The sequence below is a fragment of the Sphingobacterium lactis genome, from assembly GCF_011046555.1.
In the GTDB taxonomy this organism is placed as follows: Bacteria; Bacteroidota; Bacteroidia; order Sphingobacteriales; family Sphingobacteriaceae; genus Sphingobacterium; species Sphingobacterium lactis.
This window is the reverse complement of the sequence record NZ_CP049246.1, coordinates 1771371-1787894: the sequence shown is the minus strand read 5'-3', so window position 1 is coordinate 1787894 and position 16524 is coordinate 1771371. Positions and strand designations below refer to the sequence as shown.

The following is a 16524-nucleotide window of genomic DNA, read 5'->3' as shown; positions in this document are numbered from 1 at the left end:
AGAGTCACTGAGGGGGTTGTAAGCACGCCAATAGACCGTGTTTTAGGGAGATTATGCGACTCCATCCAGCAATTGCTGGAACTTTTCGACGAACAGTCCGATATGGTACCCATCCACCAGTCCGTGATGTACATGGATGGATATATTCATCCGTTTTGCCCCCGCTTCATCCACCAGTTTACCGAAGGATATTTTCGGGCAGCTATCGATCCTGGAGAAGCTGCGCGCATGCGAAAGGCCGGTAAAATCCAGCCATGGTAGCGCAGAACACTGCACCATATTCGGTTCCACATCGCGAAGCTCCAAACCGGAATTCGCCTTGACCCGCGCAATTTCCGAAAGGGCGCCTTCCAGAAAAACTTGTTCATCCGGATGATAGTCGATATAGGTAAACCCAAAGGTCTTATCCTCCCGAAGCATCGTCGTGGAAGCATGGGTAACGTCATAAAGATAAACCTCTCCCTCGTATATGCGCAACCTAAAATTCTCGATGGCATTGAAGGCCTGCAATGCCCGGTACAGGTAATACATAAAAAAGGAAACTCCTTTTTCTTTGGCTGTCTGGTACGCCTTCGTACAATCCACGGGAACTGTTACGCCATAGATTGGCTCATCAAATTTGCTGAAGAAGGCATAATGCTCCTTTCTTTCCCAGGTCGACTGGTCTATCCGTTGCTTCATACATGCTAAGTAAAATATTTTTTTTGAAATGGAGGGCATGTTGTTTTGGTGGAACTTAAAAAGTTGCACAAAGACCAGAAAAAAGATAACCTATAAAATCGACTGTTCAATCTTTGCCTTTATCTTCTTGGCTATTTCATCACTATAGCCTTCAAAACCAGCTTTTATTTTCGCGTTTTTATCAATAACATAGAAAGCTGGGTATCCCAAAGTTTGAAATTCTTTGAGTTGAACCTGTGTGTTTTTGGTGTTTTGGTAATATGGATATTCGATATTGAATTTTGCCACCATATTCTGTACATCTTCTGCAGCATCTACGGGATAGACAGAAATAATAACTAAATTCTGGTCTCCATATGTGTGATGAAAATCATTCAACATCTTTACCGAATTGACACTATGAGGACATGCCACTAAACTTATATTTAATAAGATAACTTTTCCTTTGAAATTAGTTAAATCTAAAGGCTGCTGTTCCTGGTCCAAAAAACTCAAACTTGGCACATCCGTACCTTCCACTAACATAGGCAGTCTCTTTTTAGGAACATAGGTTTTGAAATTGGCTGGCAATGTCATATCAGAAATATCCTTAAAATTTGGGTCGTTAATCCGAATATTGTGAAGGTATTGATCGACGAAGTAGGTAACATAGGTAACATTATCCATCAGCGTTGTGGCAAACTCAAATCTATATAAAGCAGGAACAAATGTCTTCTTATCGACTAAAAGCTTAGTAGTTTCATAAAATCTTTTGTTATTCGAAACGGAATCGTAAGGGGTAAACTCATATAGATAATACGTTTTCCCATCTAGCACCGAATCTCTTTTAGGGATTTCTTTCAGGAACGTCGGATATTTGTTTGCGGTTCGTTTGATTCTCTCTAAAAAGGAATCATCAATAGGGCCTGTATATTCATTTCTTTCCTTTACCTTATACGTACTATCCGAATAATCCAGAGTAATCAATTTGTTAGCATCCCTCCAGGCCGCGTAAGCTTTCTTATGAACTTTTTGGACACTATCCTTACCGGAATAATCGAAACTTGCTTTGATGGTATTTCTGTAGAGCTTGTCATCTAATACACCCTTTTCAACAAGATTCCCTGTATAACTTAACGTTTTAAAATTTAAAAATGGTCGGAGGACTTCCTCTAGCTGCTGGGCATTGGAATTTGGAACAGTTAAAAACCAAATAAATCCCAGAAGGATATATCGACTAATGGACATGCTTAAGTTTATTTTGGTGAATTAAATGTACGAACAATATCACAAGAATCTGATAGTTTTTTACAGATAACCAATTGCCCAACAACAACTTTTAGAATTCGGTGCAATTCAGCCATTACCTCATCAAGGAGCATTGACCGGTCCGTCGATCCCACACTTTTACGTATATTCCCTTATCTTTAACCTATTGATCAATTTTGGCTATCCATGAAAAGAAACCTCTTCCTATACTCTTTGATTTTTTCCCTACTGTTCGTTTCTTGCGGCGTACAGCGGCAGTCGATTCCTGATCTTTTTGTGGATCTGAAAAAGGCCATCCCTACCCTTGCAATCGATCTGCGGTATCATGGGGATCATAATTTCGTGGGGCGTCCCATCCGTGGCTATGAGGGGAATAGGATTTACCTGAGTAAGGCAGCAGCTATTGCGCTGGCCAGTGCACAGCGGGAACTAGCTGCGGAAAACCTGGGCTTTAAGGTTTTTGATGCCTACCGTCCGCAGCAGGCCGTGGATCATTTTAAGGAATGGGCATCGGCAATTGCCGATACGGTTGCCAAGCAGGAGTTCTATCCCGATGTGGACAAAAGGGATCTCTTCAATTTGGGGTACATCGCCGAGAAATCGGGCCACTCCCGTGGCAGTACGATTGACCTTACCTTGATCGATCTCCGTGACGGCAAAGAATTGGATATGGGATCGGGATTCGACTATTTCGGCGAGCGATCGCATCACGATTATCAAGGGATTACAGCGGTGCAGAAGGCAAACCGAAAGAAGCTGCGCCATATCATGGAAAAGCACGGGTTTAAGTCGATCGCGGAGGAATGGTGGCATTATACGTTGATCAATGAACCCAATAAAGAAGTGTATTATGATTTTCCGATTCGGTAGGATTTAGGGATGATGGCTATGGGAGAGTTGCAGGGATTTAAGCGTAAGCGTGAAGCAGCCGTAGGCACAAGAGATCCAACACACAGGCAGCCGCACAACTCTTGCGCCAGCGTGGCTCGATATTAAAAAAAGGGCAAAAAAACATGCCGTAGGCACAAAACAACAGCTGCGCATGAAATCCGCACAACTCTTGCGCTAGCGGGTGGCTTGGGATTAAAAAAGGGGGAAGATTTCGAGGCACAAGAGATCCAACACACAGGCAGCCGCACAACTCTTGCGCCAGCGTTGTGCGCTTGAAATAAGGGAGGGATTTTGGGAGGGAATGGGCGCGCTCTGCGCGCCCATTCCCTCCCAAAATCCCTCCTAAACGCATCATTTCACACGCTGGCGCAAGTCTTTTGTGGTGGCCTGCGCGGTGGCGGACTTGTGCCGAAAAACATGCCGTAGGCACAAAATAAACAGCTGCACAAGACATCTATTTAACCCTTGCGCTAGCCAGCTTGGAGCAGAAAGACGATTGGGATGATAGCGCATGTCTAAGGCACAAGAGATCAACCGTACCGGCCCTCCGCACAACTCTTGCGCCAGCTTAAATGCCGTAGGCACAAAAAATCATCTTACTGCTCCTGTTACTACATTTCGCCAGCGTGGCCGAAAAAACCGCCATCGGTCTAACTACTTTATACTAACTACTAACTACTTTTAAAACGGTGCATCATCCGGCATATCGTTCATGCGGGAAGGCATGGTTATGCCGCGGCCGAAGTCGCCGAAGTTATTGGAGGGTTGCATGGCGCTGCCCATGCCGGTTCCGAAATCCTGGAAGCTTCCCGTGTCAGCCGACATACCGGAGAAGTCATCTTCAAGATCGACGAACTTCACGTATTTTCCGACGAAGCGCAATGGCACGATTCCGGTCTCACCGTTACGGTGCTTGGCGATAATTACCTCGCCGACCCCTGCCGTAGGTCTTCCTTCTTCATCTTCCGTCAATCCGTAATATTCCGGGCGGTACAGGAAGAGTACCATATCGGCATCCTGCTCGATGGAACCCGACTCACGAAGGTCGGAGAGCATTGGACGCTTACTGTTCCCTGGTCTCGACTCTACCGCACGACTTAACTGCGAGAGCGCCAGAACCGGGATATTCAATTCTTTGGCCACAGATTTCAGGGCACGGGAGATACTACCGATCTCCTGCTCACGGTTACCACCGCCCTTGCCTTCACTCTTACCGTGCATCAGCTGCAGGTAATCGACGATGACCATCTGTATATCGTATTGTGCCTTCAGACGGCGACATTTCGCGCGGAACTCAAAGACGTTCAATGCCGGGGTATCATCGATGATCAATGGTGCTTCGGTCAAACGTCCGATGCGGGAGTGCAACTGCTGCCACTCGTGGTCCGCCAGATTCCCCTTTTTCAACTTCTCCTGTTCGATTTCGGTCTCTCCGGCAATCAGACGATTCACCAACTGTACGGAGGACATCTCCAGGGAGAATACGGCAACCGGACGGTTATGGTCCACCGCCGCATTTCGGGCGACCGAAAGGACGAAGGCCGTCTTACCCATGGCCGGACGTGCCGCGATGATCACCAAATCGGAAGGCTGCCATCCGGAGGTCATCCGATCCAGCGCCGTCAGTCCCGATGGGATACCCGTTAGGCCGTCGGTACGGTCACGCAGGAGCTCCAAGGAGGAAATCGCCTCGCGCATGATATCGTCCATCTTCCGGGAGTCGCGGCGCAGGTTGTTCTGCGCAATATCGAAAAGGGATTTCTCCGCATGGTCCAATAGATCGAAGATATCTGATGTTTCATCGTACGAAGAATTGATAATCTCCGTGGATACCTTGATCAGCTCACGCTGGATATATTTTTGCGAGATAATACGCGCATGGTATTCAATGTTTGCTGCCGAGACAACGCGATCCGTTAGCTGGGTGATATAGTAAGCTCCACCCACCATTTCCAGTGCGCCCATCTGCCGCAATTCCGCCACAACGGTCAGGATATCGATCGGTGATGTTTTCTGGAAGAGGCTGAAAATAGCTTCAAAGATCTTTTGGTGTGCTTCTTTATAAAATGAGTCAGGCTTCAGGATATCGATGACCTCGCTCAGCGCATTTTTCTCCAACATCAGCGCACCCAATACCGCTTCCTCCAGGTCGAGTGCCTGTGGTGGAAGCTTCCCTAAACCTGAAACCAGGTTATTGAGACTTGTTCGCTTTTTGTTGAAACTTGCGCGGCTCGGCTGTCCTGAACCACTGTTTGTAAATTCGTTTTCTAAAGACATACTATAAACTTTTTCCCGGCTTGATTTTTCTGTTTTCTCGATAGGGTAACAAATGTAAGAAAAATAAACATCCAGCCCCCATCAAGTTATGAACAGTACAAAATCCATGCGTCAACAATCACGCTACCACACTCTGAAAACGCAGGGTAGTATTCCACAACAATTGTTGATAACCTGTGGATAGTATAATTTACGCATTAATACTCAATATATTATACAGATGTGGATAAGATCGCGCGTTGTGAATAACCTACACGCTGCAATTTCCCCAGGGTAATTTTTAGCCATTCCGCTCTTCAAATTCATAGTCAATGAGTTAAGGCCTTTGAGGTATTCTTTCTGTTTAAAACTGACCTTGGAAAGACGGTTTTTTGTGCCGACTTTATTGTATCTTTGTAGCATGTCAAACGATTCATCTACAGTAAAACCCTACAATCAACAGGACGGTAAAAAGGAGCAGGTTGCCGATATGTTCAACAACATCTCGAAGACCTACGATATGCTGAACCGTTTCATGACCATGGGTATCGACACGATCTGGCGCAAGAAGGCAATCCGTTCCTTGGCACCGCTCAAACCACAGTACATCCTGGACGTTGCTACCGGCACGGGTGACTTTGCTATCGACTCGATCAAGATCCTGAATCCAAAGAAGATCATCGGCGTGGACATCTCCCAGGGGATGTTGGACGTTGCGAAGGAGAAGATTGCCAAGAAAGGCCTGCAGGATCAGTTTGAGGTTACCCTTGGTGATTCGGAGAATCTTCCTTTTGCGGATGATACTTTCGATGCAGTGACCGTAGCGTTTGGCGTTCGGAATTTCGAGAATCTGGAAAAAGGGCTCAGCGATATCCGCCGGGTGCTGAAGCCAGGGGGCAAGGCCATTGTTCTGGAGCTGTCCAATCCGACAGCCTTCCCGATCAAACAGTTGTTCAATATCTATTTCCATAAGATTACCCCGGCAATGGGCAAATTGATTTCTAAGGACAATAGAGCCTACGAATACCTGCCGGAATCGGTGGCGAAATTCCCGGATGGAGAGCGTTTTGCAGCGATCACCAAACAGGTGGGTTTCTCGAAATGTACTGTCCGCCCGCAGACCTTCGGGTTCTGCACCATATATGAATGCGACAAATAAGTCAATATAAACGATCAGATCATGAGAACGGTTTTAATTACAGGTGCAAGCTCCGGAATCGGTGCTGCTTGTGCATTGGAATTAGCAAGGGAACACAAATATAGGTTTCTGCTTTGCGCCAGACGATTGGACAGACTGGAGACGCTTGTTCAACAGCTCCTGGCCATCGACCCCGCAGTAGAAACGCATACCTTTAAACTGGACGTCCGCAATGCAGATGAGGTGGAATCCCAATTGGGCAACCTGCCGGCAGCATGGCAGCAGGTCGATATCCTCATCAATAACGCCGGATTGAGCCAAGGCTTGGATCCTATCCAGGATGGCAAAATTGGGGACTGGGACCGCATGATCGACACCAATGTAAAGGGTTTACTCTATGTTACCAAATACGTGGTGCCGATGATGGCCAACAGCGAACAGCCACACATCATCAACTTGGGCTCCATTGCTGGCAAGGAGGTTTATCCAAATGGCAATGTCTACTGTGCGACCAAGCACGCGGTTGACGCATTGACCAAGGCCATGCGCATCGACCTCTTGGCACAGGGCATCAAGGTGACCAGTATTGACCCGGGCATGGTGGAAACGGAGTTCTCTGAAGTGCGTTTCAATGGAGATAAGGACCGAGCGAAGGCAGTGTATCATGGATTGACGCCTTTATCCGGCCAAGATATTGCGGAGATCGTATCCTTTGTGCTTTCCCGCCCAAAACATGTAAATATCAACGACCTGTTGGTGATGCCTACCGCACAAGCCAACGGTACCCTCGTTATCAGAAAATAAAAACAGTATGTCATTAGAAACACAAATCAACCAAGATATCAAGGCGGCTATGATCGCCAAGGACACGATCCGCTTACGCGGTCTGCGCGCTATCAAAGCGGCCATCTTATTGGCGAATACCGAAAAGGGACACGCAGAGGAACTAACTGAGGACGGCGAGATCAAAGTCCTTCAGAAATTGGTGAAACAACGTAAGGAGTCTGCGGAAATCTACCAACAACAGGACCGCAAGGATCTGTATACGATTGAGATCGAGGAGATGCAGGTGATTGAAGAATACCTACCGAAACAGTTGGAACGCGAAGAAATCGAAAACGTGGTTCGTGGGATCATTGCAGAAACCGGCGCTTCTTCCATTAAGGATATGGGAAAAGTAATGGGTGCAGCCAACCAGAAGCTTGCTGGACAGGCCGATGGCCGGACCATTTCAGAAGTCGTTAAATCTCTTTTGAGCTAAGCGCAATACCATGGAGTGGCGGAGTAAGTCCTTTTCTGCGCTGAGTGCATTGGAGCTGTACAAAATACTACAGGTACGCATCGATGTGTTCATGCTGGAACAGGACTGCCTCTACCCCGAATGTGATGATAAGGACCAGCAGAGCACCCATCTGTTCGGTTGGCAGGATGACACCTGTGTGGCCTATGCCCGCCTGCTTCCCCCGGAGGTCTCCTATCCCGGCTGTAGCTCCATCGGTCGTGTGGTCGTCCATCCCGATTACCGCAGCCATAAGTACGGCAAGGAATTGATGGAAAGAGCCATCGCAATCCAAAAACAGCAATTCCCCGGTATGCCGATCCGGATCAGTGCACAAGAGTACCTCCATAAGTTCTACACGGATTTGGGTTTTATAGTGGAAAGTGAGGTCTACCTGGAAGATAACATCCCCCACCAGGAAATGGCGCTCTATTTCTAGCCTAAGTATTAGGGTTGAATTAAAAAACAAGCCAGCAGGAATAACAAATACCCAAATAGACGATGTATCTAAAATTTCCCTAAATTATGAGCCATGAAATATTCCTTATATTTTTTCTTAATTTTTTTAGGCTCCTGCAAGCCAGAGCCTTATAAACCTACGACTAACGAGTTTTTATATAACAATAAAACAAATTATACCGTAGATTTAATAAGATATATTACCATTAATGGTAGTGCGAATAGTTATTCTTATGGCTATAAGATAAATAAGGGGGAATCCATTCGGATAAATCAGCAACAGGAGGAGTTTCTACTTGCTAGCGTGCTAGATTCTGTTGAAATTATTTTTGACAATACGAAAAAGGTGGTATTTAGAAAAAATGATGAACAAAGCAATCCCAATTTATGGGATGTATCTCCTGTAAGAACCAGCAGTTATACGCTGCAAGAAAATGATGAAGTTGCGAGCTATATAATCGACAATAAAATATTCGATTTAGCTAAATAATACAGAGATCATGCTGATAACCAGCATGAATCATTCAATGGTACCTCAGGAAATACCGCTCTTTTATTCGCCTCCCCATCCTGTCTGTTGCCAAACCTATTGGCCAACAAAAGATTATATCTTTTGTACTGACGGACTGGATTTTCGTCGACAAAAAAAGGGAAAATGCGTATTCGGCATCCTCCCTTTCTTGGTTTTAGGTTGATTGTAAGTTTTTTTATTCCACCAACTTGGTCAGGTAAAGCGGATCTTCAATCTCCGCCAATTTAGATTCCTTTGTCAATGTTGGCGCATATTTCGCACGCGCTTTGGTCCAACGGCCCAAGGTCAGGTTAAATTCCCCGCCCATGTAATTGAAATAGCCCGCATCCGCTGGGGTATTGTACGTATGGGCATTGGTATTTGATCCAGCGCGGTAGAACGGCTGTTCCTTAAGATTCAATGGGTGGATAATGTCATAGAAGTCATTGTTCGTAATGCGGTATCCGTTGGTGTTGTTGGTCAGACTACCACCGGTAGCTACCCAGACTACATCCTCAGGGATGGACTCCTTTGTTACTGTGGTACCATCGAAGATCGCGATTCCGTAGGCATTACCACTATTCGCCAACAGATTGCTTGTTGCTTTTCCAAAGTCAAATCCTGCATTTTTGGTATAATCATACGCCAGGATCCAGTTGGCCTCTTTGATGCTGGTTGAACCTGTGCTCATGATCAGTTTGTTGGATCCACCGACATAGAAAATGCTTCCCTTTTTCGCAAAACCTGACGTCAGGTTGAATTTATAGGTACGCATATCCCCCGTTGCCCAGCCATTGACCGGCACGCCTGTCGGTGTCGATGCATTGGCGTTATTCGACGTCACAACGGACATCGGTGTTTTTGAAAAGTCGATATCTTCAGTTGCAATAAACTGGAAATATTCGTTGTTCGCATCCGAACCCTTCGGGTCATTGGACCAACCAGTGATGATTACTTTCGGCGTCTTGTAAACTGATTTCAGCTCAACCAGATCTTTCTCGATGCGCATACGGTGGTATGGTACCAGGCTATCGCCTTCCAATTTGGTGAAGACGATTCCATAATAGTTCGCCATCTTGTATTGCGGCAGATTGGCCAGTTTGGATTTTGGATCCGTGTTGAGTGTGATCAAACCAAAACCATCGTTGATCTGCTGTTCACCAGAAAGTACCTGTCCAGGCTTCGGCGTGTAGGAAAAACCACCCTTGACGATGGCCACCATCGTACTCTCAAAATCATTGGGTCTTTCGATTAGTTTGCTGGTGTTTGTGACCGTTGTGATCACCTCCCTGTTGGAGGCTACCTTTTCGACGCGGTCTGCACCGATATTCTTGATCTGTAAGATCCCATCCACACGGTCCAGTACACCTCCGTTGATATTGATGATCACCGAGTCACCCGGAACATAGTCTTTTGCTGCAGAACCCAGAGGAATCGCAATTCCGCGCAGGAAATCCAAGCGACGCTTGTCCTGCACGATCAATAGGTCCGAAGGGAGGTTGTTCCCGCTATGGTCCGATATAACGACCGCTGTGATCTTCTCGGAACCACCTAGGCTTTCCAGGTTCAGGTCCACCGGGGAGCCTTTGTATAATGTACGGACATCGTAGATGCCGATGTATGGACTGATCTGTCCGCCTGGGTAGTTTCCTTCTGTACAGCCGATCAATAGGCTGATTCCTGCTACTGCCCCTAGGATTTTAGTAATGAGCTTTTTCATGTCAATAATTTCTTTTCATTAAGGTTTTTGCCACCACACTTTCGTATTGATCTCATCGGCACCCTGTCTGGCTATGGCCTCTTTGTAACTTGTTGGGTTGGACGACTGCACATACACTGGGTAAGCCATGCGTGCCGGCATTTCGCCATTGTTCTGCAAACCTGGTCCTTTTGGTAATACAGGGTGTCCCGTTCTGCGGTACTCGAACCATTGCTGGTTATCCACCAGGAAGAGCGCCAGGTATTTCTGCTTATGGATGCGTTCCATCTTTTGTTCGAACGTATCTGCATCATTCCAGTCGATATCCGAAGCCACCAAGTGATCCTTCGCATTGCTCTTCCATTCCGGAATCCACAACCTGATATTCGATTCGATACCCGAGTAGAAAGGAGTCTTCGGATCGCCCGAGATATAGCCTTTCAACATCGCCTCGGACTTGATGAATTCCACTTCGGAGAAGTTCATGATCATACCCGTCAGAGGCTCCACCTGCAAGCTGTTCACCCCTTTGTTCTGGTCTGCGGAATAGAAGTAGGACATTTTGGAATAATCCTCCGTACCTGCCGCATAACCACTCGGCACCCCGACGAAACTGCCCGATACTGGTGCAATCCCCCAGCGGTTGATTCCACTGGTTCCGTATTCCGGAATATTGATGCGCGGATCGTTGGTATCCCGAAGGAAATCCATGAAGAATTCGGAAATTGCCGATGCGCGGAAATCCTGGACACGTGTGGCCATAAAAGGTGATTTGAAATCGTCTACTCCGGTCCAACGTAAGATCGCTGACTCTTCATTGCTGGCAATAATCGGATAATTGGACGCATTGGTTTCCAAGATCTCCTTGATCTTCGCCAAGGCATGTTCCTGAACTTCCGGTTTATGAACGATACGCAAGAGCAGACGCAGGTACAGTGAATTTCCGAATTTACGCCATTTATCAGGTGCACCTTTATAGATCGGATCACTTCCCGTTTCCATCAGGTCATTGGCTTTCAATAGGGTATTCGCTGTATCCAATTTATTCAGCAAATCGACGTAGATGTCCTTCTGTAGATCGAACTTCGGTTCGAACAATAGCGAATCGCGACCCAAGGTGGATTGGGTATACGGAATATCACCATAGGTATCCGTCAGGATGGAATAGACCCAAGCCTGTAGAATAAGCGATACGCCTTGGTAAGAACGGTTATAGTTCAATTCCTCGGAGGCCGTTTTGTGAATATCCTTGATGTTGGACATGTTCAGGTAGTGGTTGTTCCAGGTATAATCCGACCAGCTACGGCGGAAATCATAACGGAACACCTTGCCATCCCCATCGCCAATGGATACCGTCACCTGCATCAACTCGTTGTTGAAGTTCCTGTTCCGGTTCATGTTATAGGTTACGGCATTGATCAGCGCATTGTTCATAAACATATGGGGCAATGCCTTATCTTGGGTTGTGGGATTGATGTTCATCTCCACAAAGTCTTTATCGCAGCTTGTCAGGAATGTGATTCCCAAGAGCAAAAGCAGTATATTCTTGATTTTCATATTAATATCGATTAAAAGCCAACAACGAGGTTAAAACCAAATGTCCTGGTGGATGGGAACTGCGCAATCTCAAATCCCTTAACGATATCCGAACCATCCAATGTTCCGAATTCAGGGTCAAATGCAGGCCATTTCGTCCAGATGAACAGGTCACGTCCATACACGCCGATGGTTGCTCTATTGATCCCCAGACGTTTAACCACGTTTCTATTAAACGTATAGTCCAGACGGGCCTCCCGGAACTTCAGGAAGTCGGTTGCAAATGTGCTTCCTTCGGCATTATCAGCACCGTAATGTGAGCGGTAGTATTCATCCACATTGGTGGCGATGACATCATTCGGGCGGAAAGATCCATCTGCATTCTGTATCACACCGTTTCCGATCAAGCCGCTGTAGCGACCTGGAAGTGTGTTCACAGTTTTACCCTGCTCCGCCAATTTATAATGGGTCAGCGAGTGAGCAACCCCACCCCATTGGGCATCGAACAATACATTCAGGCGGATGCCTTTATAGCTGAAATTATTTCCCAAGCTCATCTTGCCCTTCGGAATGGTATTCCCCAGGTAGATGACCTCCTTGGTGATCTTGGCATATCCAGTGGATTCATCGTAGATGATCTGTCCATCCGGTGCTCTTTCATAGCCCAATCCGTAAAGATCGCCCAAGCTACCTCCTACAAATCCGACGATTTGCCCGGAACCAACGGAACGTTGCTGCAGGACAATGGAGCTATCCGCCAACTGCTTGATCTCGTTCTTATTGCTGGTATAGGTCAACATGGAAGACCAGTTGAATCCGCTATCCTTTTTGATCTGATCGGTGTTCAAGGCCACTTCCACACCAGAGTTCTGCACCTCACCCAGGTTGATCAGGTAGCGGCTCACTCCGGATGAAGCGTCCACAATACGGTTCAAGTGCTGGCTGAACGTATTCGCTTTGTATAAGGCTACATCCAAGTTCACGCGTTTTCTGAACATGCGCACATCCATACCAACTTCATACGATGAAGTCTTCAACGGAAGGATCATCGGATTGACCAATCCCGTAGGGTTCATGATATTTCCTCCGCCCACTAAATTCGGCGGCTTCTGGTAAGCGAAGTTGGTCATGTATGGTTTCGTGACACCAGAACCTGTACCGGCCACCGATGCACGTACTTTCGCAAAATTGATGAAGGAAGGCATTTCTGCAACCTCCGAAATCACAAAGCTGGCATTCACCGATGGGTAAAAGAAATTCAATTTCTTATCTGGATCCTTAACTGCCGCTAAGGTAGACGTCCAGTCCATACGACCGGTAAAATCTAGGAAAAGGAATTCTTTATAAGCTGCCGTGAATAGACCATAGAAGCTGTTGGTCTGGAAACGCTCATTTAGCTGTTGCGTTTTGATTCCGTATTTGGCGTTTCCATGGTTATAGATTCCCGGATAGGTTAATCCATCGGAAGTCATATCATCCCTTCGGTATTCATTATTCAAGGTTGCACCACCCACTGTTGCCGAGAAATCGAAATCATCGTTCAGCTTCTTGGCGTAGCGCAATAGGAAATCAGCATTCGTTTCGCGGGAAAAAATGGATTGGGTCCGGAAACTTCCTTCTGCCAATTTGGAACCCGCATCATAAGGGCGGTTCTGGTTCCTGTTCTCCGCGGAGAAGTCCATCGCTGCACGAACCTGTAAGCTCAGTTCCTTGGTAAACTGGTAGGATGCCTGTGCATTTCCCGTAAAGGTATGCCTGTTATTGGCATTGATAAACTCATACGAGATCGCATATGGGTTTTCCGGATAGGTACTGTAAGGATAGAAAATCTTCCGTTGTTCTTCTCCCTTTACCCAATAATCGCGCAACCATTCAATATTGGCACTCGGTTGCCAGAAGATGTACCAGTACATCAGGGATTGGTTACCATAGCCCGTGCCCGGAAGGTTATCACTCCAACGGTTATTGTAGCTGACCTTGGTATTGATGGTCAATTTCTCGGAAACCTTGGAATTAACGGCTAGGGAGAATGTGTTGCGTTTGTAACCCGTATTGGGCACGATCCACTTGTTCTGCACATTCGTCGCAGAGAACCTTGCAGAGGTCTTGTCCGTATTTCCATCAATGGAAACGGAATTGGTAAAGGTACGGCCCACATCAAAGAAGCCGTTTACCCCCTGTTTGCCATCATAGGCACGCCATGGCGTTCTTTCCAAGCCTACCTTTTGCGTTGTTGGGTCCAACTGGAAGAAATTTTGTCCATCGAATTTCGGCCCATAGGCTGAACTTGTTCCGCTTGTGCTTCCACCATCGATGGAACTGCCCATGGAATAGTGTGCAGCACCGCCTGTTCCCTGACCGTATTCATATTGCAGTTCCGGGGAGCGGTTCATGCTCTCAAACGAGGTATTGGAATTGATGGTAACACCGATTCCCCGTTCTTTCTTGGTTCCTGTTTTTGTTGTGATGATCACCGCACCGTTAGCCGCACGGGAACCGTAAAGTGCTGCTGCACCAGGTCCCTTCAGGACCGTTACGCTTTCGATATCATCCGGGTTGATGTCATCCATTCCGGAACCGTAATCCACCGGCATATTGTCCGATGATGTTCCGTATGGCGAATCGGAACCTAGGGAAGATCGCCTTCCCGAACCGCCGTTCACCACGACCCCGTCCACAACGATCAATGCTTCGTTGTTATCGGTCAAGTTACTTTCACCACGAAGGATGATTTTGGTAGATCCCACGGGACCTGCATTGGACCGCATCAGGTTCAGACCGGCTACTTTTCCCGATAGCGCATCCATCCAGTTGCTGGACATTGCGTCAGTTAGCTGTTCACCCTTTACCGTCGTGGTGGCATAACCCAGGGCCTTTTCCTCACGCTTGATACCCAAGGCTGTAACAACAACCTCGTCGATGGATTCATCTAGGGAATTCAGACCTACGGCATACGTTTCCCGCTCTACGGTAATGCTTGTTTGGGTATAACCAATCATCCGCAGACGAATGGTCGTTCCTTTTGTTACGGTTCCTTGGAAAACCCCACTGTCGTTGGTAAACCCGATAGCTTTGCCATCTACCAACATGTTAACCCCACTTAAGGCCGTTCCTGTTTCCTGATCCTTGACGGTAATCCGGACGTTGATCTGCTCCTGCACCACGTGGGTCTCCACCGGATAATAAGGAACCGAACCGGTCGCCGTCCCCTGCATGGCCATTCCCATGATCAAGAGGATCCCGACTTTGCTTAACTTCTTTGAAGATCGATACATTGATAGGTAATTTTTCAGTTTGTTATACTATTGCTGTATAAGGATGATATATTTCGCTTTCATACCGGCCATTCCCGACTTTCCATTCTTTTATTTCCTTAAAAAAAAGAATCAATCTGCTGTTTCATGCGGTACTTTTACTCGAATTCACAGCTTCAGGAACGCTTTTTTGCCAAAATCAAGACTATCCGCTCGATTTTAGCGCAAAAATAAGCGTGCTAGATAACCTGTGTGTTACGGGAATGTTTGGTTATTGATAATAAATGGTTAAGAAATTGTTAAAAGCGACATTCATACCACTACGATTAAACTGAAAAGCGTTTTTTACAGCTAATTAAACCTATTAATTAAGGTTTTTTAATTTTTATTAAGCAACAACAACTTCACAGACAAACACGCAAAATCAGGCGATAAGTTATTTTCTCGCGTGTCATCCTATTGAAAATGACGAAAGTTTCTTCTTGCTATGAGCAACAATATGTCTTAAGGGGTGGGATAAAAAAAAGTCAGCAGGTTTCCTGCTGACTTTTATACTATTTCGATGGGTCTCAGAAATGGCTTTCGCCTTTTCCTTCCCAATAATTATCTTACTTTAACGGGACGTTGGCCGTAATGTCTGTCGCGTTCGAAAGTGGACATGTGCCTTTCTTTCTTCACGGGATAGACGTCATCCAAGGAAATCAGAATGCCTGTTTCTTCCACTTCGCCGAACTCATTGTTCCGCGCCGTTCCGAAAACCCGCATGGTCGGCGACAGGTTCATATACGTATTGATCAATGGCGGGATATTTTCGCCCAGTTCGCGGATCTTCGCATTCAATATCTTATACCCTTCCTTATAATCCAATCCATCGAAAATGCCCTGATATTTGCTGATATCGGTTTTATATCCCAAATAGAGCTCTTTAACTGGCTCCACCAGGTTGTCGCGGTCCGGGAAGTAATGATTCATGAAGTAGATCAGGAGATCCCGAGCTTCTTCATTGTAATGGGGATACATGGTCACTTTGCCGAACAGATATTTCACTTCCGGATTCATCAGCACTAGAGCGCCGAGCCCGTCCCATAGGTTGTCCAAGGAAAAGATGCCCTTTCGGTTATCAACTGCGGGCTGATACTTCGGCTGCACCCACGATCTGCCCAACTCAATGGTATAGGGTAGGAATTCCTCTTTGAATTTGTCCGAAAACTCGAAGTAATGTGCCGTGGAGAGATGGATATCACCATTCTCGGCGATGGAATGGTCACACTTGATCACGCGGTAACCGGCGATGACCTCTTCGTCCTCGGGATTCCAGGCGATCAGCTGATCGTAGTTGTGGGCTGCGGTATCATTCTCATCGATATCCAATGGAAGGCCTGTGCCTCCACCAGCACCACGGAAGGTCAGTTCCCGCAATCTGCCGATTTCTCGCATGATATTGGGAGCGGTATGGTAATTCACCAAGTACACTTCGTTGCTACCATTATTGGTATAGCGAACGAATGCCTCTGGCGTCAGTTCTTTCTTTATTAATTCTCTATCTACCGGTTCGATTATTTCTTGCATACA

Annotated in this window: 13 protein-coding genes; 6 read left to right on the top strand and 7 right to left on the bottom strand. The window is 46.6% G+C overall.

What is annotated here, in order from left to right:
* Positions 1-51 precede the first annotated feature (51 nt).
* Positions 52-681, bottom strand: coding sequence for a chloramphenicol acetyltransferase (locus G6N79_RS07710; RefSeq protein ID WP_103907085.1), 630 nt, complete (start codon positions 679-681; stop codon positions 52-54).
* A 90-nt stretch (positions 682-771) separates the two neighbouring features.
* Entirely contained in the window at positions 772-1908 is a 1137-nt protein-coding gene (locus G6N79_RS07705) for a TlpA family protein disulfide reductase (protein WP_103907084.1), read from the bottom strand.
* Between the two features lie 207 nt (positions 1909-2115).
* Here G6N79_RS07705 and G6N79_RS07700 point away from each other — a divergent pair, with 207 nt between their 5' ends.
* Complete coding sequence (locus G6N79_RS07700) at positions 2116-2799, top strand: M15 family metallopeptidase (RefSeq protein WP_103907083.1); 684 nt, start codon at positions 2116-2118, stop codon at positions 2797-2799.
* Between the two features lie 702 nt (positions 2800-3501).
* Here the strand turns inward: G6N79_RS07700 and dnaB are convergent.
* The gene (dnaB, locus tag G6N79_RS07695) at positions 3502-5097 is read right to left on the bottom strand and encodes a replicative DNA helicase (protein WP_103907082.1); all 1596 of its coding nucleotides are present in this window, start codon (positions 5095-5097) and stop codon (positions 3502-3504) included.
* A 400-nt stretch (positions 5098-5497) separates the two neighbouring features.
* Here dnaB and ubiE point away from each other — a divergent pair, with 400 nt between their 5' ends.
* From ubiE to G6N79_RS07670, 5 genes are all read left to right on the top strand, one after another.
* Positions 5498-6235, top strand: a complete 738-nt coding sequence (gene ubiE, locus G6N79_RS07690; RefSeq protein WP_103907080.1) for a bifunctional demethylmenaquinone methyltransferase/2-methoxy-6-polyprenyl-1,4-benzoquinol methylase UbiE — start codon at positions 5498-5500, stop codon at positions 6233-6235.
* An 18-nt stretch (positions 6236-6253) separates the two neighbouring features.
* Positions 6254-7018 (top strand): SDR family NAD(P)-dependent oxidoreductase, encoded by a 765-nt coding sequence (locus G6N79_RS07685; RefSeq protein ID WP_394341712.1) that lies wholly within the window; start codon positions 6254-6256, stop codon positions 7016-7018.
* 7 nt (positions 7019-7025) lie between these two features.
* Positions 7026-7475, top strand: a complete 450-nt coding sequence (locus G6N79_RS07680; RefSeq protein WP_103907078.1) for a GatB/YqeY domain-containing protein — start codon at positions 7026-7028, stop codon at positions 7473-7475.
* Between the two features lie 10 nt (positions 7476-7485).
* Positions 7486-7932 carry a GNAT family N-acetyltransferase gene (locus G6N79_RS07675; RefSeq protein WP_103907077.1) on the top strand — a complete coding sequence of 149 codons (447 nt, stop codon included), beginning with the start codon at positions 7486-7488 and terminating at the stop codon, positions 7930-7932.
* Positions 7933-8025: 93 nt separating this feature from the next.
* The gene (locus tag G6N79_RS07670; protein WP_103907076.1) at positions 8026-8442 is read left to right on the top strand and encodes a hypothetical protein; all 417 of its coding nucleotides are present in this window, start codon (positions 8026-8028) and stop codon (positions 8440-8442) included.
* A gap of 217 nt (positions 8443-8659) precedes the next feature.
* Here G6N79_RS07670 and G6N79_RS07665 read toward each other — a convergent pair whose 3' ends face one another.
* The 4 genes from G6N79_RS07665 to glsB form a co-directional block, all read right to left on the bottom strand.
* Positions 8660-10183: a DUF5689 domain-containing protein gene (locus G6N79_RS07665; protein ID WP_164527204.1), complete on the bottom strand. Its 1524-nt coding sequence runs from the start codon at positions 10181-10183 to the stop codon at positions 8660-8662.
* A gap of 18 nt (positions 10184-10201) precedes the next feature.
* Entirely contained in the window at positions 10202-11719 is a 1518-nt protein-coding gene (locus G6N79_RS07660) for a SusD/RagB family nutrient-binding outer membrane lipoprotein (protein ID WP_103907075.1), read from the bottom strand.
* 11 nt (positions 11720-11730) lie between these two features.
* Positions 11731-14973, bottom strand: coding sequence for a SusC/RagA family TonB-linked outer membrane protein (locus G6N79_RS07655; RefSeq protein WP_103907074.1), 3243 nt, complete (start codon positions 14971-14973; stop codon positions 11731-11733).
* Positions 14974-15555: 582 nt separating this feature from the next.
* Entirely contained in the window at positions 15556-16521 is a 966-nt protein-coding gene (gene glsB, locus G6N79_RS07650) for a glycine N(alpha)-acyltransferase GlsB (RefSeq protein WP_103907073.1), read from the bottom strand.
* Positions 16522-16524: the final 3 nt, after the last annotated feature.

Excerpts from the sequence above, each read along its gene's own strand:
- G6N79_RS07680 (WP_103907078.1), top strand. The coding sequence starts at position 7,026 with ATGTCATTAGAAACACAAATCAACCAAGATATCAAGGCGGCTATGATC.
- ubiE (WP_103907080.1), top strand. The coding sequence starts at position 5,498 with ATGTCAAACGATTCATCTACAGTAAAACCCTACAATCAACAGGACGGT.
- G6N79_RS07670 (WP_103907076.1), top strand. The coding sequence starts at position 8,026 with ATGAAATATTCCTTATATTTTTTCTTAATTTTTTTAGGCTCCTGCAAG.
- G6N79_RS07710 (WP_103907085.1), bottom strand. The coding sequence starts at position 681 with ATGAAGCAACGGATAGACCAGTCGACCTGGGAAAGAAAGGAGCATTAT.
- G6N79_RS07700 (WP_103907083.1), top strand. The coding sequence starts at position 2,116 with ATGAAAAGAAACCTCTTCCTATACTCTTTGATTTTTTCCCTACTGTTC.
- glsB (WP_103907073.1), bottom strand. The coding sequence starts at position 16,521 with ATGCAAGAAATAATCGAACCGGTAGATAGAGAATTAATAAAGAAAGAA.
- G6N79_RS07660 (WP_103907075.1), bottom strand. The coding sequence starts at position 11,719 with ATGAAAATCAAGAATATACTGCTTTTGCTCTTGGGAATCACATTCCTG.
- G6N79_RS07655 (WP_103907074.1), bottom strand. The coding sequence starts at position 14,973 with ATGTATCGATCTTCAAAGAAGTTAAGCAAAGTCGGGATCCTCTTGATC.
- dnaB (WP_103907082.1), bottom strand. The coding sequence starts at position 5,097 with ATGTCTTTAGAAAACGAATTTACAAACAGTGGTTCAGGACAGCCGAGC.
- G6N79_RS07675 (WP_103907077.1), top strand. The coding sequence starts at position 7,486 with ATGGAGTGGCGGAGTAAGTCCTTTTCTGCGCTGAGTGCATTGGAGCTG.
- G6N79_RS07705 (WP_103907084.1), bottom strand. The coding sequence starts at position 1,908 with ATGTCCATTAGTCGATATATCCTTCTGGGATTTATTTGGTTTTTAACT.
- G6N79_RS07665 (WP_164527204.1), bottom strand. The coding sequence starts at position 10,183 with ATGAAAAAGCTCATTACTAAAATCCTAGGGGCAGTAGCAGGAATCAGC.